Origin of the sequence: Microbacterium sp. PMB16, assembly GCF_051294855.1 — a bacterium.
Classification (GTDB): Bacteria; Actinomycetota; Actinomycetes; order Actinomycetales; family Microbacteriaceae; genus Microbacterium.
The window spans coordinates 3,641,024-3,660,336 of record NZ_CP145908.1 but is presented as its reverse complement, the minus strand read 5'-3'; the positions used below and the strand labels follow the sequence as shown (position 1 = coordinate 3,660,336).

Here is a 19,313-nt window from a genome sequence, read left to right as displayed (position 1 = left end):
CGAGGAGTGCAAAGAAAAGCTTGCAAAGATATCTTTGCAAGAGTATCTTTGCACTCATGACCGAAGACACGCAGATCCGAACCCTCGACTCGAGGGCGCTGAAGGCCCTCGCGCATCCGCTGCGAGTGCGCATCTTCGACATCCTCGCCTCCCGAGGCCCCCAGACCGCGAGTTCGCTGGCTGCCCTCGTCGGAGAGACGTCAGGATCGACCAGCTACCACCTCCGCGCCCTCGCGGCCCACGATCTGATCCGTGAGGTCGAAGGGCGGGGAACGGCGCGAGAGCGCTGGTGGGAGCGCCCCAAGGGGCGCATCGACATGCCGGGTCCGGACGAATCCATGTCGCCCTCCAACCGTGCGGCCGCGCAGATCGTGACGTCGGAGTTCTTCCGGCTGCGGCACGAGACGCTGATGTCGTACCTCAACCGCCCGGAGTCCGAGATTCCCGAGGATTGGCGCGAGGTCGGTCTCACCATGACGACGCACCTCGACATGACAGCCGCGCAGACGATGGCGCTCCGAGAAGAACTCGAAGCCCTCGTCGAGAGCGCCATCAAGCGCTTCCGCGGCCAGACCGGCCCCGACGTGCGACGCGTGTCGCTTCGGGCAGAGATCTTCGATCTACCGACGGCGAACAGCCGCACGACCAGCCCTGAGGAGGGATCATGACCACCGCAACGCTCCGACTCGCCGCTCCCACGCCCTTCGAGCGTCTTCTCCAGCGCGTCGCGCTCGGGCTCGCCAGACACGTCGAACACCGCATCGCCACGCGCGCCGCGCGCCGAGAGATCTCCCTCGACATGCTGCGCGAGCAGCAGTCACGCAAGCAGGACCCGCAGGTGCTCGAGCACGCCCTCGCGCAGATGGGGCTCCCGCGCCGCTGAGATCGAGGACCTCAGTCCTCGAAGGGGCGCGCGACGACGTCGCCGGATGCCGTCTGGAGCACTTCCCAGCCCGCGTCGAGCTCGGCGATCGCGCGGCCCTCGAGCCAGGTGAGAGTCCAATGGCCCGTGAGGCCGCGCGACTCCACGTCGGCGATCGCGGGCCGCAGCGCGGCGGGAACCGAAGCCGGCGGCTCGACTCCCGTCGCCCAGCGCGTGCCGAGCTGCATCAGGCGCCCTCGACCGGGGCGAGTTCGATCGCGGTGACGGCGAACTCCTCGGCCTCGGTGAACTCGAGTGCGGCGATGCGTCCGACGGCGCGAAGGTCGTCGGCGGCCGCGCGCAGAGCATCGAGCTTCGCGGGCGGAGCGGCGATCACGGCTCGCGCGACCGGAGTCTTCTGCGACGCCTTCGCCTCCGTCTTCGCACGGCGGATGCCGATCAGGGCCTCGCTCGCGACGGAGAGCACGGCCGGGTCGCCCTCGAAGCCCAGAGGCTCCGGCCACGCGGCGGTGTGCACCGATCCCTCTTCGAACCAGGACCAGACCTCGGCCGTGGCGAAGGAGAGCACTGGGGCGAGCAGCCGCAGGAGCGTGGACAGCGCCAGGCGCAGCGACAGGGCAGCGGATGCCTGACCGACGTCGGTCTGGTCGTAGGCGCGCTCCTTGACGAGCTCCAGATAGTCGTCGCAGAACGTCCAGAAGAACGCCTCGGTGAGTTCGAGCGCGCGAGCGGCGTCGTACCGCTCGAAGGCCTTGGTCGCCTCGACGACCACACCGTCGAGGGCGGCGAGCATCGACGCGTCCAGTGCGTGCGTCACCTGTGCGCCCTCCGGCACGGGGAAGGACAGCACGAACTTCGCGGCGTTGAGCACCTTGATCGCCAGGCGGCGGCCGATCTTCACCTGCGTCGGGTTCTGCGGGTCGAACGCGGCGTCCATGCCGAGACGGCTCGACGCGGCCCAGTAGCGCACGGCATCCGATCCGTGGTTCTCGAGAACGTCGGCGGGGGTGACGACGTTGCCCTTCGACTTCGACATCTTCTTGCGGTCGGGGTCGACGATGAAGCCGGAGATCGCGGCATTGCGCCACGGCGTCCTGCTGTCCTCGAGTGTGGAGCGCAGCATGGTCGAGAAGAGCCAGGTGCGGATGATGTCCTGCCCCTGCGGGCGGAGGTCGAACGGCGCGGTGAGCTGCCACAGCTCCTCGTCGCGCTGCCAGCCACCGGCGAGCTGCGGGGTGAGCGACGACGTCGCCCAGGTGTCGAGAATGTCGGCCTCGGCATCGAACCCGCCCGGAACGCCACGCTGATCCTCGCTGTATCCGGCCGGGACGTCGGTGGTGGGGTCGATCGGGAGCGATGCGGCATCCGGCGTCAGCACGCGGTCGTAGTCACGCCGGCCGTTCTCGTCGAGGCCATACCAGAGCGGGATCGGCACGCCGAAGAACCGCTGGCGCGAGACCAGCCAGTCGCCGGTCAGGCCACCCACCCAGTTCTCGTAACGCACGCGCATGAACTCCGGGTGCCAGGCGAGCTCCTGCCCGTGCGCGATCAGCTTGTCGCGCAGTTCGCCGTCGCGGGCGCCGTTGCGGATGTACCACTGACGCGTGGAGACGATCTCGAGCGGACGGTCGCCCTTCTCGAAGAACTTCACGGCGTGGTTGAACGGCTTGCCGACGGCCGTCATTTCACCGGTCTCCTGCAGCTTCTCCACGATCGCCTTGCGCGCGCTGAAGACGGTCTTGCCGCCGAGGTTCTCGGCGTACCACCGGCGTGCTCCCGCATCCGGCACGGATGCCGGCGCCTCGGGCAAGAAACGTCCGTCGAGACCGATCGTGGTCAGGTTCGGCAGGGTGGGCGTCGCCGAGGGGCGCAGCTCGCGCCACCAGATGATGTCGGTCACGTCGCCGAAGGTGCAGACCATCGCCGCACCGGTGCCCTTGTCGGGCTGCGCGAGGTGATGGGGGAGGATCTCGATCTCCGCACCGAAGAAGGGCGTGCGCACCTTCGTGCCGATGAGGTCCTTGTGCGGTCCTTCAGGGTGCGTCACGATCGCGACGCACGCGGGGAGGAGCTCGGGGCGCGTCGTGTCGATCGCGATCGAGGTCCTGCCGTCGGCGAGCGGGCCGTCCGAGAAGGGGAACTCGATGGTGTGATAGGCCGCCTGCTGGTCGCGGTCCTCGAGTTCGGCCTGCGCGATCGCCGAGCGGAAGTCGACATCCCACAGCGTCGGCGCCATCGCCTGGTAGGCCTCGCCCCGCTCGATGTTGCGCAGGAAGGCGAGCTGGCTCTGCCGGATGGTGTCGTCCGAGATCGTCCGGTACGTCTGCGTCCAGTCGACGCTCAGGCCGAGCTGACGGAACAGTGACTCGAACTGCTTCTCATCCTCGATGGTGAGGCGCTCGCAGAGCTCGATGAAGTTGCGGCGGCTGATGGGCTGCTGGTCGGCAGCGCGACTCGACTTGTTGTCGCCACCCTCGAACGGCGGAGTGAAGTCGCTGTCGTAGGGGAGCGACGGGTCGCAGCGCACGCCGTAGTAGTTCTGCACGCGTCGCTCGGTGGGGAGGCCGTTGTCGTCCCAGCCCATCGGATAGAACACGGTCTTGCCGCGCATGCGCTCGAATCGCGCCTTGACGTCGGTGTGGGTGTAGGAGAACACGTGCCCGATGTGCAGGCTGCCGGATGCCGTCGGCGGAGGGGTGTCGATCGAGTACACGCCCTCGCGGCCCGCCTCCGCCGCCCGCAGACGGTCGAACAGGTAGGTGCCCTGTTCCGCCCAGGCGGCGTCCCACTTCGCTTCGAGACCTTCGAGTGCGGGCTTGTCGGGAATCTGGTTCAGGGCCGAATCAGAAGCAGGCATGGAGGTCTCCTCGAGCGATGTATGCGGCACTGTGTGAGCGTGCCTGAGTGTGGATTGTGGACTCCATTCTAGCGAGCGCCACTCGGGGGCGGATGCCGCCACCGGCCCCGCTTCGCCGTCGTTCCGGGCAACTTGTGGGACCGGGTCCAACAATCGGCCCTAGACTTGTGGCATCCCGACCCGTCTGTTCAGAGGAATCGTCATGCCCGCACGTTCCGCGCGCCGCCTTCTGCCGCTCGCCGCCCTCGTCGCCGCCACCGGACTCGTGCTCAGCGCCTGCGCGACGCCGGCATCGCAGAGCGGCGGTGACGCCGATGCCGAGCTCGTGTGGTCGATCGAGGGTGCGAACCTGTCGGCCGGACACATGGACCCTCAGATCAGCCAGCTCGACGTCTCGGGCATGGTGCAGCGGGCGGTCCTCGACTCGCTGGTGTTCCAGGAGGACGACGGCTCGTTCTCGCCGTGGCTCGCGACGAAGTGGGAAGTCTCGCCCGACAGCACCGAGTACACCTTCACGCTGCGAGACGACGTCACCTTCCACGATGGTGAGCCCTTCGACGCCGCCGCCGTCAAGGCGAACTTCGACCGCATCGTCGACCCGGAGACCGCGTCGGCGCAGGCCGCCAGCATGCTCGGTGCCGCTTTCTACAAGGGCACGGAAGTCGTCGACGACGACACGGTGAAGGTGAGCTTCACGCAGCCCTACGCTCCGTTCCTGCAGGCGGCGAGCACACCGCAGCTCGGGTTCTACTCTCCGGCGGTGCTCGCCGAGTCCGCCGATCAGCTCAAGGCCGGCGGACCAGACATCACCGTCGGCACCGGTCCGTTCGAGCTGACCGAATACACGCCCGACCAGGAGATCGTCTACACGCGCAACGATGACTACGCCTGGGGCCCGCACGGCGAGAAGGCACCGAAGTTCGAGACCCTGCGGGTGGAGATCCAGCCCGAGGCTTCCGTGCGCACCGGTGTCGTGGAGAGCGGTGAGAGCGATCTCGCCAGCAACATCCCGCCGAACCTCGCGAAGGATCTGGGCGACGGCATCACCGTCGACTCGGTCGAGTACCCCGGCCTGCCCTACTCGCTGTACCTCAACGAGAAGTACGGCGTCTTCGCCGATGAGAAGGTGCGGCAGGCGTTCGCGCGCGGCATCGACATCGACGCGGCGGTGGACGAGATCTTCTTCGACCAGTTCCCGCGTGCGTGGAGCATCCTCGGATCGACGACACCCGGCTACGACGCGTCTCTCGAGGACAGCTGGCCCTTCGACCAGGACGAGGCGAATCGTCTGCTCGACGAGGCCGGGTGGACGGAGCGGAACGCCGACGGCATCCGCACGAAGGACGGCAAGCCGCTCTCGGTCCGATGGATCGCCTACACACCCGTTCCGGACGACCGTGCCGCGCTCGCGAACGCGATCCAGTCGGACCTCAAGGAGATCGGGTTCGACGTGGCGCGCGAGGTGCTGGAGCCGGGCGCGTACAACGAGCAGTACGGTCCGAAGACCTTCGACCTCACCGACTGGGGCTTCTCCGGCGTCGATCCCGACCTCCTGCGCAATCACCTGCACACGGACGGCTTCCAGAACGCGTCCCAGGTGAACGATCCCGAGATCGACGAACTCCTCGAGCAGGCCGTCGCGACCAGCGATCAGAGCGAGCGCGACGAGCTCTACACGCAGCTGCAGGAATGGAACGCCGAGTACACGGCGATCGTGCCGCTCTACAGCCCCTCCGCGATCACCGCGGTGGGCGAGCGGGTCGAAGGACTCGACTACGACCTGTACGGACGGCCGCTGTTCTACGATGTGACGGTCGGCTGACCGGAGCCCCGCGTCTCGACCTCGTCGCTCGGGGAGCCGGACATCGGTCGGCTGAACCGGAAGGGAGAACGGTGAAGGCTGCGCTCCTCCGCATCGCGGGCCTGGCCGCATCCGTCGTCATCGTCCTGTGGGGTGCGGCGACCGTCGCCTTCCTGGCGTTCCGGGTGATCCCCGGCGACCCGGTGTCCGTGATGCTCGGACCGCAGGCCCAGGTGAGCGAAGCGATCAAGGACGGCATCCGGGCCGATCTCGGACTCGACCGCCCGCCGTTCGAGCAGTATCTGACCTTCATCGCGCAACTCGCGCGAGGCGACCTCGGTGAGTCGTATCAGCTGCGGATGCCGGTCACAGAGGTGATCGGCAGGCAGCTCGGTGCGACGCTCCAGCTGTCGGCGCTGGCACTCATCATCGCGGTCGTGCTCGCGCTCGCTGTGGCGCTGCTCGTGCGCGGACAGGCCGGTCGTGCGGTCGCGGCCGGAATCGAGCTCGTCGTGCTGTCGTCGCCGGTGTTCTGGATCGGTCTCATCCTGCTCAGCGTCTTCGCCTTCGGCCTGGGCTGGTTCCCGGTGTCAGGCACCAGGAATCCTCTGACGATCGTGCTGCCCGCGATCACGCTCGCGCTTCCGGTCGCCGCGTTGCTGAGCCAGGTGCTCCGCGACGGGCTCGCGCAGGCGGAGCGGATGCCGTTCGCCGAGACTGTCCGCGCGCGCGGCGCCGGACCCACCTGGTTCACGCTCCGACACGGTCTGCGCCACGGTGCCGCGAATGCGGTGACGCTCGCCGCCTATCTCACCGGGTCGGTCGTGGGGGGAGCCGTGCTCGTGGAGACCGTGTTCGCGCGTCCGGGGCTCGGCCGTGTCACACTCGCCGCGATCAGCGACCGCGATCTTCCCGTCATCACCGGGATCATCCTGCTGAGCGCCGTGGTCTTCGTCGCAGTGAATCTCGTCGTCGAGCTGCTGCATCCGCTGATCGATCCTCGGGTGACCGCCTCCCGCCCGGGTGGCGTGCGATGAGGCGCGCGCTGCTGTGCGCGGCGGTCGGGGTGCTCATCGTGATCGCCTTCGCCGCACTCTGGCCTGGCGTCCTGGCCACGCACGACCCGCTGCAGACCGACGTGCGGTCGGCGCTCGTGCCCCCGAGTGCGGAGCACATCTTCGGCACCGACCAGAGCGGACGCGACGTGTACTCCCGCGTCATCTTCGGCGCGGGACGCTCGCTCGGCATCGGACTGCTCGCCACCGCGATCGCCCTGGTCGGCGGGCTCATCGTCGGTGCTCTCGCCGGTGTCGCTCCGCGGCCGGTCGAGGCGGTGATGATGCGGATCAACGACATCCTGATGGCGTTCCCCGAGTTCCTGGTGGCACTCGTCGTCGTCGCCGTCCTCGGGCCGGGTCCGGTGAACATCGCGATCGCGGTGACCCTGGCGGCAGGGCCGGTGTACATCCGTCTGGCCCGCGTGCAGACACGAACGCTGCGCGGTGCCGAACACGTCGAGGCGGCGCGCATCCTCGGGGTGCCGCCGGTGCGCGCGTTCGTGCGTCACGTCGTGCCCGGGGTGCTCGGCTCGCTCAGCGTGCTCGCGACGATCGGCATCGGCTCGAGCATCCTCGCAGCGGCGGGACTGAGCTTCCTCGGTCTGGGACCGTCCGAACCCACCCCCGAGTGGGGGCTCATGCTCGCCGGCGGACGCAACGTGCTGGGGCAGGCCTGGTGGATCTCGGTCTTCCCCGGCATCGCGATCACGCTCACCGTGGTCGCGGCGACGGTCGTGGGGCGCATCCTCCGGGCGAGGACGGAAGGTCGGCGCTCATGAACGCGGCACTCGAGGTGCACGGTCTGCGGATCTCTTTCGACGGCACGCCTGTCGTCGACGATGTCTCGTTCACGGTGGCGCCGGGGGAGTGCGTCGCGATCGTCGGAGAGTCGGGGGCGGGCAAGTCGCTCACCGCCCGCGCGCTGCTCGGGCTCACTCCCGCGGACGCGGCGGTCCGCGTCGATCGGCTCATGGTCGACGGAGTCGATGCCGGCTCTCTCGGTGAACGCGGCTGGCGCGTGCTGCGGGGCTCGCGCATCGCCCTCGTCTCGCAGGATGCCCTGGTCTCCCTCGATCCGCTGCGGCGCATCGGTGACGAGATCGCCGAGCCGCTGCAGCTGCACAGGATCGTCCGCGGGCGCGCGGCCCTCGTCGGCCGGGTCCGCGAGCTGCTGGGGCGGGTGTGGATGCCGGATGCCGACCGTCGCGCGCGTCAGCGTCCGCACGAGCTCTCGGGTGGACTGCGGCAGCGTGCCCTGATCGCATCGGCGCTCGCAGCCGAACCCGCGGTGCTGGTGGCCGACGAGCCGACGACGGCGCTCGACGCGACGGTGCAGGCGCGGATCCTCGGGCTGCTCCGCGAGATCGCCGACGCCGGAACGGCGGTCGTCTTCATCAGCCATGACTTCGCCGCCGTGCGCCGGCTCGCAGACCGGGTGCTGGTGATGCGCGGCGGTGAGGTGCTCGAGAGCGGACCCGTGGCAGAGGTGCTCGAGCGGCCGCAGCACGAATACACCCGTCAGCTCATCGCAGCGACCATCCATGAGCCGCGGATCGCGGATGTCGTCGCCGCCGATCCGGTGCTGGTCGTCGCCGATGCGTCGAGGAGCTTCGGCGACCTTCCGGCGGTCGTCGCCGCGTCGTTCTCGGTGCCCGAGGGTCGCACACTCGGCATCGTCGGAGAGTCGGGTTCGGGGAAGACCACGCTGGCGCGAATGATCGTCGGGGTGGAACGGCCGGACTCCGGGGCGCTGCGCTGGATCGGCGAGCGCCGGGTGCAGCTGGTGCACCAGAATCCGCTCGGGGCGTTCGATCCGCGCTGGACGGTCGGGCGCTCGCTGCGCGAGGCGCTCGAGGCCGGCGGGGTGCCGCGTTCGCAGCGCGCGGCGCGGGTGACCGCGCTTCTCGCGGAGGTCGACCTCGATCCGGTCCTCGCCGACCGTCGGCCGATCGCGCTCTCCGGCGGGCAGCGTCAGCGGGCAGCCATCGCTCGAGCGCTGGCCGCCGATCCGGAGGTGCTGGTCCTGGACGAGCCGGTGTCGGCGCTCGACCCATCGGTGCGGGAGCGGATCCTGAGTCTCCTGGCGCGCGTGCAGCACGAGCGCGGGCTCACCATGATCCTGGTGTCGCACGACCTCGATGTGGTCGGCGCGGTCTCCGACGAGATCCTGGTGATGCAGGACGGGCACATCGTGGAGCAGGGGAGGACCGGCGACGTGTTCGCGGCGCCGCAGCATCCGTTCACGCAGGAGCTGCTCGCGGCGAACGGGCCCGTCAGCCCTTGATCTGAATCCCCAGGCCCGCCGCGATCACCGGGGCGAGCTGCTGAACCTGGAAGCCCGTGAGAGTCGTGCCGCGAAGGCTGTTGGCGTCGAGGTACGACAGGGCGTCGAGCCCGCGCAGGTCGACATCGGTCGCACGCATGCCCCGCGGGTCGACCTCGTCGCTGGTGGTGTCGGCGAAACGCACGCGGGTGAGTTCGGACTGCGGCATGTCGATGGTGCGGATGCTGCAGCCGGAGATCTCGACATCGGTGGCGCGTGCGGCGCCGAGGTTCAGGTAGTCGATCCTCAGGTCGCGCAGCTCGAGCTCGTCGATGCGCGCCCCGCTGAGATCGAGTGTGCCGATCCGGCCGTCGCTGATCCGCAGTCGCCGGATTCCCGCATCGCGCATCTTCAGCGACGCGATGCGCACGCCGGTCATCGCGACGTCGAGCACCGTCGCGCCGGTGAGATCCACAGCATCCGCATCGGCCCGCAGGGTGCACTGCTCGAGGGAGGCGTAGGCGAGGTCGGTGTCGCCGCCGAGGTCGAGGGCGGCGGCGATGAGGTCGGCGTTGCGCCGTGGAGACGCTGCTGCGAACTCGTCGGGAAGATCGGGCGGTGAGACGCGGGGTGCGGCGGGGGATTCGGTGGTGCGGGCCATGGTTCGAGGGTAGGCGGAGGCACGGACGTCGCAGAACGACACGAACTTCGCAGGGATCGAGCAGGTCTCCTGCGAAGTTCGTGTCGTTCTGCGAGATCCCGCAGGGGCAGGGACGCGGGCGCCGAGGACACGCGTACAATGGAGGCACGAGCATCGATCCGGCATCACCGGGGAGCTCTCGGAAGAACAGTCCTCCCTCGCGAGAGAGCGGACCCAGTAGAACCGAGCGGGGCAGGCCCGTCACAGCCGCAGTGAGAGTGGCCCGCCGAGAGGCGCGCACGCGAGGTGGTACCGCGGTCCGTGAGGGTCGTCCTCGCAGGAGCATCCGCCACGACGATCACTGCGAGACACGATGACCTACCCCCGTTCCTCCTTCGGCCCGGCCGCCGACTCCGTCGCGCCCAGCCCCCGCTTCCCGCAGATCGAGGAGGAGGTGCTCGAGTTCTGGAAGGGCGACGAGACCTTCCGAGCCTCGATCGATCAGCGCGACGGCTCTCCCGAGTGGGTCTTCTATGACGGTCCGCCGTTCGCCAATGGTCTGCCGCACTACGGTCACCTGCTCACCGGGTACGCGAAGGACGTGTTCCCCCGGTTCCAGACCATGCTCGGCAAGAAGGTCGATCGCGTCTTCGGCTGGGACACCCACGGACTCCCCGCCGAGCTCGAGGCGATGAAGCAGCTCGGCATCACCGAGAAGAGCGAGATCGAGGCCATGGGCATCGACGTCTTCAACGCGAAGGCGAAGAGCTCCGTGCTCGCGTACACCGACGAATGGCAGGACTACGTCACGCGTCAGGCCCGCTGGGTCGATTTCGACCGCGGGTACAAGACCCTCGACCTCGGGTACATGGAGAGCGTGCTCTGGGCGTTCAAGACCCTGTACGACAAGAACCTCGCCTATGAGGGCTACCGCGTGCTGCCGTACTGCTGGCGCGACGAGACGCCGCTGAGCGCGCACGAGCTGCGCATGGACGACGACGTCTACCAGATGCGTCAGGACCCCTCGGTGACCGTCACCTTCCCGCTGACCGGCGCCAAGGCGGAGTCGCTCGGACTCACCGGTGTGCGTGCCCTCGCCTGGACGACCACGCCCTGGACCCTCCCGACGAACCTCGCGCTCGCCGTGGGACCCGACATCGAGTACGTCGTGCTCCCCGCCGGTCCCCACGGCGCTGCCGACGTGCACCAGACGCCGGGAACGACGGATGCCGCTGTCGAGGCATCCGCGCACCGTTACCTCCTCGCCCGCGAACTTCTCGGCGGCTACGCGAAGGATCTCGGCTACGAGAGTGTCGAAGAAGCGCTCGCCGCGGTCGACGCGACGATCCGCGGCGCCGAGCTGCAGGACGTCACCTACGACCGCCTCTTCGACTACTACGCCGACGCGGAGACCTACGGCACCGAGAACGCCTGGCGCATCCTGGTCGACGACTACGTCACGGTCAGCGATGGCACCGGCATCGTCCACCAGGCCCCGGCCTTCGGTGAGGACGACCTGCGCGTCGCCGGTGCCGCCGGCATCCCCACGATCCTCTCGCTCGACGATGGCGGACGCTTCCTCCCGAACGTGACCGATGTCGCAGGCGAGCTGTGGATGGAGGCGAACACCCCGCTCGTGCGGATCATCCGCGACAACGGGCGCCTCGTGCGTCTGCAGAGCTACGAGCACTCCTACCCGCACTGCTGGCGCTGCCGGAACCCCCTGATCTACAAGGCGGTGTCGAGCTGGTTCATCCGCGTGACGGACATCAAGGACGACATGCTCGCGAACAACGAGCAGATCACCTGGGTGCCTGAGAACGTCAAGCACGGACAGTTCGGCAAGTGGCTCGAAGGCGCGCGCGACTGGTCGATCAGCCGCAACCGCTACTGGGGTTCGCCGATCCCGATCTGGAAGAGCGACGACCCGGAGTATCCGCGCGTCGATGCATACGGATCGCTCGAGGAGATGGAGCGCGACTTCGGCACGCTGCCGCGCAATCCCGAGGGCGAGGTCGACCTGCACCGGCCCTACATCGACGACCTCACGCGGCCCAACCCCGACGACCCCACCGGGAGATCGACGATGCGCCGCATCGAGGATGTCTTCGACGTGTGGTTCGATTCCGGATCGATGCCGTACGCGCAGGTGCACTACCCGTTCGAGAACCAGGAGTGGTTCGACTCGCACTCGCCGGCCGACTTCATCGTCGAGTACATCGGGCAGACCCGCGGCTGGTTCTACGTGATGCACGTGCTGTCGACCGCCCTGTTCGACCGTCCGGCGTTCACCGGAGTGAGCTGCCACGGCATCGTGCTCGGGAGCGACGGCTACAAGATGTCGAAGTCGCTGCGCAACTACCCGGATGTCAGCGAGGTGCTCGACCGCGACGGTTCCGACGCGATGCGCTGGTTCCTGATGTCGAGCTCGGTGCTGCGCGGCGGAAACCTCGCCGTGACCGAGGAGGGCATCCGGGCCGGCGTGCGCGAGTTCCTCTTGCCGTTGTGGAGCTCGTGGTACTTCTTCGCCACCTACGCGAATGCGTCGGGCCCCGACGGCTACGAGGCGTCGTGGCGCACGGATTCGACCGACGTGCTCGACCGCTACATCCTGGCGCGGCTCGGCGATCTCGTCCGCGAGGTGCGGGCCGACCTCGAAGGACTCGATTCGACGACGGCATCCGCGCGGCTGCGGGACTTCGCCGAGACGCTGACGAACTGGTACATCCGCCGCTCCCGCGACCGCTTCTGGGTCGGCGTGACAACCGATCCGAAGAGCACGGAGGCCTTCGACACGCTCTACACGGTTCTCGAGACGCTCACCCGCGTCGCCGCTCCGCTGGTTCCCCTGGTCAGCGAGCGCGTCTGGCAGGGTCTCACCGGCGGGCGCAGCGTGCACCTGCAGGACTGGCCGGATGCCGCCGCCTTCCCGGCCGCGGATGACATCCGCGATGCGATGGATGCCGTCCGCGAGCTCTCCAGCGTCGGCAACGCCCTTCGCAAGAAGGAGAAGCTGCGCGTGCGACTCCCGCTCGCGCGCCTCACCGTCGTGTCGCCGCTGGCGGGCGGTCTCGCGCAGTTCGAGGAGATCCTCCGGGAGGAGCTCAACGTGAAATCCGTCGAGCTCGTGCCACAGACGGCGGCGACCGCCGCCGAGTACGGGATTACCCACCGTCTCAGCGTGAACGCCCGCGCGGCCGGTCCGCGTCTGGGAAAGAACGTGCAGACCGTCATCAAGGCCGCGAAGGCCGGCGACTGGGCTGAGGTCGACGGCGTGGTGACGGTCGGCGGCCTCGCGCTGGAGCCCGCCGAGTACGACCTCGCGCTGGAGACGACGGGCCGGCCGGAGGGTGAGGCGCTGGCCATCGTCCCCTCGGGAGGATTCGTGCTGCTCGACACGCAGACCACTCCGCAGCTCGAGGCCGAGGGACTCGCCCGCGACGCGATCCGCGTCGTCCAGGAGGCGCGGAAGAATGCAGGCCTCGACGTGAGCGACCGCATCGTGCTCGCCCTCAACGCTGCTCCGGAGGATGCGGCGGCGCTCGAGGTGCACGCCGACCTGATCGCGTCCGAGACACTATCGGTCGCCTTCGCCGTGCAGGCGACCGACGACATCGACGCGCTGGTCGACGGTGTCACGAGCCCCGGGGACGGCGTCTTCCGCTCCGGCGCTCGCGCACTGGGCTCCGGCAAGGCGCCGATCATCGTGACGATCGATGCGACCGCGGTCGTGCGTGAGGGGGCAGCATCATGAGTGATCGCGAACGGGCGGATGCCGTCTACGAGACGCTCCTCGGCCGGGCAGGGGAACGCTGGGTGCAGCCGCGCAAGGAGCGCACCGCGCGCATCCTGGCGTTCCTCGACGACCCGCAGCGCACCTACCGCGTCGTGCACATCACGGGCACGAACGGCAAGACCTCGACGGCCCGCATGATCGAGAGTCTGCTCCGCGCGCACGACCTGCGCACGGGGCTGTTCACGAGTCCGCACCTGGAGCGCTTCACCGAGCGCATCATGATCGACGGTGAGCCGATCGCGGATGCTGCCGTCGCCGATGCCTGGGACGAGATCGAGCCGTTCGTCGACATCGTGGATGCCGAGCTGGAGGCGGCGGGCGATGCCCCGTTGACCTTCTTCGAGCTGCTCACCGTGCTCGCCTTCGTCGCAGCATCCGATGCCCCGATCGACGTGCTCGTGCTCGAAGTCGGCATGGGCGGTGAATGGGACTCCACGAACACCGCAGACGGAGACGTCGCCGTGTTCGCGCCCATCGACATCGATCACGCGGACCGTCTCGGCAGCACGATCGCCGAGATCGCCGAGGTCAAGGCCGGCATCATCAAGGAGGGCGCTGCCGTCGTCTCGGCGCAGCAGCCGCCGGAGGCCGCCGAGGTGCTGCGCCGCGTTGCTGCGGAGAAGAACGCGACGATCGCCTTCGAGGGTGACGAGTTCGGGCTCACCGAGCAGAAGCTCGCCGTGGGCGGTCAGCTGCTCACGATCCGCGGACTCGCGGGGGAGTACGTCGAGGAGTACCTGCCGCTGTACGGCGCGCACCAGGGGCACAACGCCGCTCTCGCCGTCGCGGCCGTCGAGTCGCTGATCGGAGGGGCGTCGCAGCGCATCGCGGGCGACATCATCTCCGACGGCCTCCAGGGTGCCACGTCTCCCGGCCGGCTGCAGCTGCTCGGCATCGCACCGACGGTCGTCGTCGATGCGGCACACAACCCGCATGGCGCGAAGGCGCTCGTACAGGCGCTGGACGACAGCTTCGACTTCGACGAGTGGGGTCTGGTGCTCGGCGTCCTGTCCGACAAGGACGCCGCGGGCATCGTCGAGCAGCTCGCACCGGCGGTCGCCCACGTGTTCGCCACCGCCCCTGACTCGGACCGGGCCAACGACGCCGACCTGATCGCCGACCTGGTCGAGCAGACCGGGAAGCGCGCCACCGTCCACCCGACGCTGGCTGAGGCCGCGGACGCCGCGCGCGAATGGGCGGCATCGTCCGATCGTCGCGCGGTCGTGATCGCCGGGTCCGTGGTGCTCGCGGGCGAGGCGATCGCCCTGGCCGAGGAAGAGGACTGGAAGTCGGGGTGGCGCGCGTGAGCACGGGGGCTCGTCCCGCTCGCGCTCCGCGCCCGCCGCGGACCCTGGTCCAGAAGCTCGCACCGGTCGTGCTCGGGTTCGAGGCGATCGTCGTCTTCCTCGTCGGATTGACGATCTTCGGCCTGAAGGCCCTGCCCGCCGGTGTCGAACCGTGGTGGGCGATCGTCGCCGGTGGCGTCGTGGGTCTCGCCTGCATCGTCGTCGCAGGATCGATCACGAAGCCCTGGGCGATCACCGCCGGATGGGTGATCCAGGCCCTCATCGCCCTGTCCGCCATCCTGGTACCCGCCATCCTGCTCGCCGTCCTGATTTTCGGCGGCATGTGGGCGTATGCGACGATCGTGGGGGCCCGACTGGATGCACGACTTCCCGCCGAGCCCTCGACCGAGACTCAGACAGAGAGTGAATGACATGGCCACCGAAGAGACACTCGTCCTCGTCAAGCCCGACGGCGTCGCCCGCGGACTCACCGGCGCGATCCTCGCCCGCATCGAAGCGAAGGGCTACGCGCTCGTCGACATCCGCCTCGTCGACCCCGACCGCGACCTGCTCGCCGCCCACTACGCCGAGCACGAGGGAAAGCCGTTCTACGAGCCGCTGCTCGAGTTCATGCTCTCCGGTCCTTCGGTCGCGATCCGTCTCGCCGGCAACCGCGTGATCGAGGGCTTCCGTTCCCTCGCCGGCACGACCGACCCGACCACGGCCGCACCCGGCACGATCCGCGGCGACTTCGGTCGCGACTGGGGCCTGAAGGTGCAGCAGAACCTCGTGCACGGCTCGGACAGCCCCGAGTCGGCTGCCCGTGAACTCGGCATCTGGTTCGACTGAGATCGATCATGCGAAAAGCCCGCCCCCGTCGAGGGGGCGGGCTTTCGTCGTTCGGGGGAAAGGCTCAGAACAGGATGCGGACCATCTCGCCGAGGAAGTCGATACCGCGCAGCTGGATGAGCAGGATGATGAAGGCGTAGGCGAGGATGGTCGCCAGTGGCACCCAGACCATGGCCTTCTCTGCGGTGGCCTTGACCTTCTCGTTTCCGGTGAAGGTGCCGTTGCGCGTGAGATGGACCATCGTGGCGAAGAAGGTCGGGATCACCACGGCCCAGGTGATCATGCACCACGGGCAGAGCACGCCGAGGTTGGTCGCGTAGAGGCTCTGGCCGATCAGCCAGCAGATGAAGACGAAAGCCGCCGTGATCCCGGCGCCGAAGACGGCCCAGAACCAGCGGGGGAACCGCGCTCCCGCGAGGACCGCCACTGCGACGACCAGCGGAGCCATCCAGCCAGTGAGACCGAGGAGAGGATTGGGGAAGCCGAACAGCTCACCTTGCCAGGACCCCAGATTGGTGCTGCATTGGACGAAGGGACTCAGGTCGCAGGACAGGGCTTCCTGCGGATTCTCGAGCAGCACGAACTTCTCGACAGTGAGCTGGAAGGCGGCGAACCAGCCGACGACACTCGCGATGATCAGCCATACGGCGAAGACGACGGGGCGGGTGGGCTGCTCGCTCATACTCAGGATTATCCCAGGGACGGCTATGGATGGGGCGAGAACGAGCCGGTGAAAACGCGGCGAAGGAGACGGGATGCCGTATTCCTCGCGACTTGGTGCGATAATGGCCTGTGATGCGATGAGCGGCGCCGCCGCGACACGCATCGACGCAGACTTCGGGGCCCCATGCCCCACGCGATCAGAGCCATGAGCCGGTCGCACGCCGATTGAGTTCGCGGCACCCGCGGGTGTCGCATGAGATTTCGCGAAGCACCTGGTGCAACGCGCAGGGAGTAAGCCAGAGATGGCCGATGAGAACAATGACAACAACATCCCGACCCTCGACCTCCCGGCTGACGCCGCGGAGCAGCTGACGGAGCCCCAGGCTCTCGACGTTGACGCGACAGCGGAGGCATCAGCCGATCCCGAAGAGGCATCCGCTGAGGTCGCCGACGCGGGAGACCCGGTCATCGAGGCAGGCGCCGACGTCGAGGCCGACGCCATCATCGAGGCCGACGCCATCATCGAGGCCGAGGCCGAGCTCGCAGCGGATGCCGTGAACGGCGGAGCATCCGCTCCGATCTCCGACGACGCGCAGCCCGCCGAGCAGACCGACGGCGGGGTCGAGGCGATCGCCGAGGCCATGGTCGCTGCGGATCTCGAGATCGAGTCCGACGTGACGCCCACGGCGGAGACCGATGCTGCCGAGACCGACGCTGCCGAGCCGGCCGCTGCCGAGACCGACGCCTCGGAGGAATCCGAGACGAAGCCGACCGAAGAGCCGGAGCCTGCGGGCCCGGTGACCGCGGTCTCCCTGGGACTGCTTCCCGAGGTCTTCGTCTCCCAGGTCTCCACGCAGCTGCACTTCTACGCTCCCGAGGTCATCCCGCTGCCCGCGCGTGCTGAGCGCCCCGAGCGCAATGAGCGCATCTTCGACCGCATCGCCGACCGCGACCAGGACGACCAGGCGTCCGCTCGCCGCGGACGCCGTCGCCGGGGCGGTTCCGATGGTGACGACCAGCGCGACCAGCGTGACCAGCGTGATGAGCCGCGTCAGCGTCAGCGCGTCGTCGAGTACATCACCGAGCCGAAGGCCATCAAGGGCTCCACGCGCCTCGAGGCGAAGAAGCAGCGCCGCCGCGACGGCCGCGACGCCGGACGACGCCGTCCGGTCGTGACCGAGGCCGAGTTCCTCGCGCGTCGCGAGTCGGTCGATCGCAAGATGGTCGTCCGCTCCAAGAACGGCCGCACGCAGATCGGTGTCCTCGAAGACGGCGTGCTCGTCGAGCACTACGTCGCGCGGAACCAGGACGCCTCGCTGATCGGGAACGTCTACCTCGGTCGCGTGCAGAACGTGCTGCCCAGCATGGAAGCCGCGTTCGTCGACATCGGTCGCGGACGCAACGCCGTGCTCTACTCGGGTGAGGTCGACTGGGACGGTGTCGAGACGGGCAATCAGCCGCGCCGGATCGAGCTCGCTCTCAAGCCCGGTGACCGCGTTCTCGTGCAGGTCACGAAGGACCCCATCGGCCACAAGGGCGCGCGCCTCACCAGCCAGATCTCCCTGCCCGGTCGCTACCTCGTGTACGTGCCCGGCGGGTCGATGAACGGCATCAGCCGCAAGCTGCCGGACAACGAGCGTGCTCGTCTCAAGCGCATCCTCAAGGAGGTGCTCCCGGAGTCGTCGGGCGTCATCGTCCGCACGGCTGCCGAAGGTGCCACCGAAGACCAGCTCACGCGCGACGTGCAGCGCCTCACGACGCAGTGGGAGCACATCCGCAAGCAGGTCGAGAACCAGCAGGCTCCCGCTCTGCTGCACGCCGAGCCCGACCTCCTGGTCAAGATCGTCCGCGATGTCTTCAACGAGGACTTCACGAAGATGCTGATCCAGGGCGATGAGTCGCAGCAGACGATCCGCGCGTACCTCGAGAGCGTCGCCCCCGACCTGCTCGAGCGCGTGGAGCCCTACGAGGACGAGACAGATCCTTTCGACGCGTTCCGCATCACCGAGCAGATCGAGAAGGCGCTGGACCGCAAGGTGTGGCTGCCCTCCGGCGGATCGCTCGTGATCGACCGCACCGAGGCCATGACGGTCGTCGACGTCAACACCGGCAAGTTCGTCGGCTCGGGCGGAAACCTCGAGGAGACGGTCACCAAGAACAACCTCGAGGCGGCGGAGGAGATCGTCCGCCAGCTGCGCCTGCGCGACATCGGCGGAATCATCGTCGTCGACTTCATCGACATGGTGCTCGAGTCGAACCGCGACCTCGTGCTGCGCCGCCTGATCGAGTGCCTGAGCCGCGACCGGACGAAGCACCAGGTCGCCGAGGTCACGTCGCTCGGCCTCGTGCAGATGACCCGTAAGAAGCTCGGCCTCGGTCTCCTGGAGACCTTCAGCGAGGCCTGCGAGGTCTGCGCCGGCCGCGGTGTCATCGTGCACCACGACCCCGTCGTCAAGCACCGCTCCAACGGCGGCAGCAGCAACGGCAACGGCGGCAGCAACGGGAACGGCCAGAGCAACCGCCGCCAGCGCGGTGGCGGCAACGGCCCGAGCCAGAGCGCCCCTCCGGCCCCGAACGTCACCCACAGCATCCCCGAGGGCGCGAAGTCGGCCCTCGCGCAGATCGCCGCGTCCACCCTCGCGCCGAGCCTCGAGCCCGTCGAGGTCGCAGCGGATGCCGGTTCTGCCGAGGCTGCACAGGCTCCGGCCCCCGAGCGCGCCAAGAAGCCGCGGAAGAAGCGCGGCGCCGACCGCAAGGGACCGAAGTCGCCGGCCGAAGCGCTGCTCGACTCGGTGCTCGACGCGCTGCCCGAGCCCAAGGCGCCCGGTCAGGGACGCGGTCGCCGCCGGGTGTCCACCGCTGCACTCACCGGCACTCCGGTGTCGGTGAACAACGACGGTTCAGTGGCGCCGGTCGCGTCCGCGAACCCGGAGTCCTGACGCGATCAGTCTTCTCACCAACTCCTTGCCGCCGACGTGCTCAGCGCCGGCGGCGATGAGTCGGGGGATGAGATCGGCCGGTACGTCGTAGTGGTCGAGGTCGAAGGCGCGAGCCGGGACCTCGTGGGCCTTCGCGAACGCGTGCAGCTCGTCGAGATCGGCATCGCTGACCAGGTGCGCCCACAGTCTCCCGTGGGCAGGCCAGATCGGGTCGTCGACGAGAACGGTCATCCCGTCAGCCTACGACCGGACACACCGCCCGAGTCGCTTTGCGACCT

16 protein-coding genes are annotated in these 19,313 nt (G+C 68.7%); 11 read left to right on the top strand and 5 right to left on the bottom strand.

Features of this window, described 5'->3' with window-relative positions; all coding sequences use genetic code 11:
* Nucleotides 1-56 precede the first annotated feature (56 nt).
* Both V5D55_RS17625 and V5D55_RS17620 read left to right on the top strand, forming a co-directional pair.
* Complete coding sequence (locus tag V5D55_RS17625; RefSeq protein ID WP_435745529.1) at nt 57-668, top strand: ArsR/SmtB family transcription factor; 612 nt, start codon at nt 57-59, stop codon at nt 666-668.
* Entirely contained in the window at nt 665-883 is a 219-nt protein-coding gene (locus tag V5D55_RS17620) for a hypothetical protein (RefSeq protein ID WP_435745527.1), read from the top strand. Before V5D55_RS17625 ends, V5D55_RS17620 begins: the two co-directional genes overlap by 4 nt.
* 11 nt (nt 884-894) lie before the next feature.
* Here V5D55_RS17620 and V5D55_RS17615 read toward each other — a convergent pair whose 3' ends face one another.
* Nucleotides 895-1,110 carry a hypothetical protein gene (locus V5D55_RS17615; protein ID WP_435745525.1) on the bottom strand — a complete coding sequence of 72 codons (216 nt, stop codon included), beginning with the start codon at nt 1,108-1,110 and terminating at the stop codon, nt 895-897.
* A complete protein-coding gene (gene valS, locus V5D55_RS17610) occupies nt 1,110-3,740 on the bottom strand; it encodes a valine--tRNA ligase (protein WP_435745523.1) in 2,631 nt (876 codons plus the stop codon). The genes V5D55_RS17615 and valS overlap by 1 nt, the downstream gene beginning before the upstream one ends.
* A gap of 202 nt (nt 3,741-3,942) precedes the next feature.
* Between valS and V5D55_RS17605 the strand changes: the two genes are divergently transcribed.
* The 4 genes from V5D55_RS17605 to V5D55_RS17590 all read left to right on the top strand — a co-directional run bounded on the left by V5D55_RS17605 (nt 3,943) and on the right by V5D55_RS17590 (nt 8,883).
* Nucleotides 3,943-5,562: an ABC transporter substrate-binding protein gene (locus tag V5D55_RS17605; RefSeq protein WP_435745521.1), complete on the top strand. Its 1,620-nt coding sequence runs from the start codon at nt 3,943-3,945 to the stop codon at nt 5,560-5,562.
* Between the two features lie 71 nt (nt 5,563-5,633).
* Nucleotides 5,634-6,578: an ABC transporter permease gene (locus V5D55_RS17600; RefSeq protein WP_435745519.1), complete on the top strand. Its 945-nt coding sequence runs from the start codon at nt 5,634-5,636 to the stop codon at nt 6,576-6,578.
* Nucleotides 6,575-7,378, top strand: a complete 804-nt coding sequence (locus V5D55_RS17595; RefSeq protein WP_435745516.1) for an ABC transporter permease — start codon at nt 6,575-6,577, stop codon at nt 7,376-7,378. The genes V5D55_RS17600 and V5D55_RS17595 overlap by 4 nt, the downstream gene beginning before the upstream one ends.
* Nucleotides 7,375-8,883 carry an ATP-binding cassette domain-containing protein gene (locus tag V5D55_RS17590; RefSeq protein ID WP_435745513.1) on the top strand — a complete coding sequence of 503 codons (1,509 nt, stop codon included), beginning with the start codon at nt 7,375-7,377 and terminating at the stop codon, nt 8,881-8,883. Before V5D55_RS17595 ends, V5D55_RS17590 begins: the two co-directional genes overlap by 4 nt.
* Here the strand turns inward: V5D55_RS17590 and V5D55_RS17585 are convergent.
* Entirely contained in the window at nt 8,873-9,523 is a 651-nt protein-coding gene (locus V5D55_RS17585) for a pentapeptide repeat-containing protein (RefSeq protein WP_435745511.1), read from the bottom strand. The genes V5D55_RS17590 and V5D55_RS17585 overlap by 11 nt on opposite strands.
* Before the next feature lie 352 nt (nt 9,524-9,875).
* On the opposite strand from V5D55_RS17585, the gene ileS reads away from it, so the two are divergent.
* The 4 genes from ileS to ndk are packed head-to-tail and all read left to right on the top strand — an operon-like array spanning nt 9,876 to nt 15,433.
* Nucleotides 9,876-13,256 (top strand): isoleucine--tRNA ligase, encoded by a 3,381-nt coding sequence (ileS, locus tag V5D55_RS17580; protein ID WP_435745508.1) that lies wholly within the window; start codon nt 9,876-9,878, stop codon nt 13,254-13,256.
* A complete protein-coding gene (locus V5D55_RS17575) occupies nt 13,253-14,605 on the top strand; it encodes a bifunctional folylpolyglutamate synthase/dihydrofolate synthase (protein ID WP_435745505.1) in 1,353 nt (450 codons plus the stop codon). Before ileS ends, V5D55_RS17575 begins: the two co-directional genes overlap by 4 nt.
* Nucleotides 14,602-15,015: a DUF4233 domain-containing protein gene (locus tag V5D55_RS17570; RefSeq protein ID WP_435745502.1), complete on the top strand. Its 414-nt coding sequence runs from the start codon at nt 14,602-14,604 to the stop codon at nt 15,013-15,015. Before V5D55_RS17575 ends, V5D55_RS17570 begins: the two co-directional genes overlap by 4 nt.
* Nucleotide 15,016: 1 nt before the next feature.
* Nucleotides 15,017-15,433, top strand: a complete 417-nt coding sequence (gene ndk, locus V5D55_RS17565) for a nucleoside-diphosphate kinase (RefSeq protein ID WP_102192635.1) — start codon at nt 15,017-15,019, stop codon at nt 15,431-15,433.
* Between the two features lie 64 nt (nt 15,434-15,497).
* Here ndk and V5D55_RS17560 read toward each other — a convergent pair whose 3' ends face one another.
* Nucleotides 15,498-16,115, bottom strand: a complete 618-nt coding sequence (locus V5D55_RS17560) for a vitamin K epoxide reductase family protein (protein ID WP_435745500.1) — start codon at nt 16,113-16,115, stop codon at nt 15,498-15,500.
* A gap of 283 nt (nt 16,116-16,398) precedes the next feature.
* On the opposite strand from V5D55_RS17560, the gene V5D55_RS17555 reads away from it, so the two are divergent.
* On the top strand, nt 16,399-19,035 hold the full coding sequence (locus V5D55_RS17555; protein ID WP_435745498.1) for an Rne/Rng family ribonuclease: 2,637 nt from the start codon (nt 16,399-16,401) through the stop codon (nt 19,033-19,035).
* Here V5D55_RS17555 and V5D55_RS17550 read toward each other — a convergent pair.
* Nucleotides 18,997-19,266: a DUF4031 domain-containing protein gene (locus V5D55_RS17550; RefSeq protein ID WP_435745496.1), complete on the bottom strand. Its 270-nt coding sequence runs from the start codon at nt 19,264-19,266 to the stop codon at nt 18,997-18,999. The two genes, V5D55_RS17555 and V5D55_RS17550, sit on opposite strands and share 39 nt — an antisense overlap.
* Nucleotides 19,267-19,313: the final 47 nt, after the last annotated feature.

Coding starts and splice junctions, on each gene's coding strand:
- V5D55_RS17625 (WP_435745529.1), top strand. CDS start 57: ATGACCGAAGACACGCAGATCCGAACCCTCGACTCGAGGGCGCTGAAG.
- V5D55_RS17620 (WP_435745527.1), top strand. CDS start 665: ATGACCACCGCAACGCTCCGACTCGCCGCTCCCACGCCCTTCGAGCGT.
- V5D55_RS17615 (WP_435745525.1), bottom strand. CDS start 1,110: ATGCAGCTCGGCACGCGCTGGGCGACGGGAGTCGAGCCGCCGGCTTCG.
- valS (WP_435745523.1), bottom strand. CDS start 3,740: ATGCCTGCTTCTGATTCGGCCCTGAACCAGATTCCCGACAAGCCCGCA.
- V5D55_RS17605 (WP_435745521.1), top strand. CDS start 3,943: ATGCCCGCACGTTCCGCGCGCCGCCTTCTGCCGCTCGCCGCCCTCGTC.
- V5D55_RS17595 (WP_435745516.1), top strand. CDS start 6,575: ATGAGGCGCGCGCTGCTGTGCGCGGCGGTCGGGGTGCTCATCGTGATC.
- V5D55_RS17590 (WP_435745513.1), top strand. CDS start 7,375: ATGAACGCGGCACTCGAGGTGCACGGTCTGCGGATCTCTTTCGACGGC.
- V5D55_RS17585 (WP_435745511.1), bottom strand. CDS start 9,523: ATGGCCCGCACCACCGAATCCCCCGCCGCACCCCGCGTCTCACCGCCC.
- ileS (WP_435745508.1), top strand. CDS start 9,876: ATGACCTACCCCCGTTCCTCCTTCGGCCCGGCCGCCGACTCCGTCGCG.
- V5D55_RS17575 (WP_435745505.1), top strand. CDS start 13,253: ATGAGTGATCGCGAACGGGCGGATGCCGTCTACGAGACGCTCCTCGGC.
- ndk (WP_102192635.1), top strand. CDS start 15,017: ATGGCCACCGAAGAGACACTCGTCCTCGTCAAGCCCGACGGCGTCGCC.
- V5D55_RS17560 (WP_435745500.1), bottom strand. CDS start 16,115: ATGAGCGAGCAGCCCACCCGCCCCGTCGTCTTCGCCGTATGGCTGATC.
- V5D55_RS17555 (WP_435745498.1), top strand. CDS start 16,399: ATGGCCGATGAGAACAATGACAACAACATCCCGACCCTCGACCTCCCG.
- V5D55_RS17550 (WP_435745496.1), bottom strand. CDS start 19,266: ATGACCGTTCTCGTCGACGACCCGATCTGGCCTGCCCACGGGAGACTG.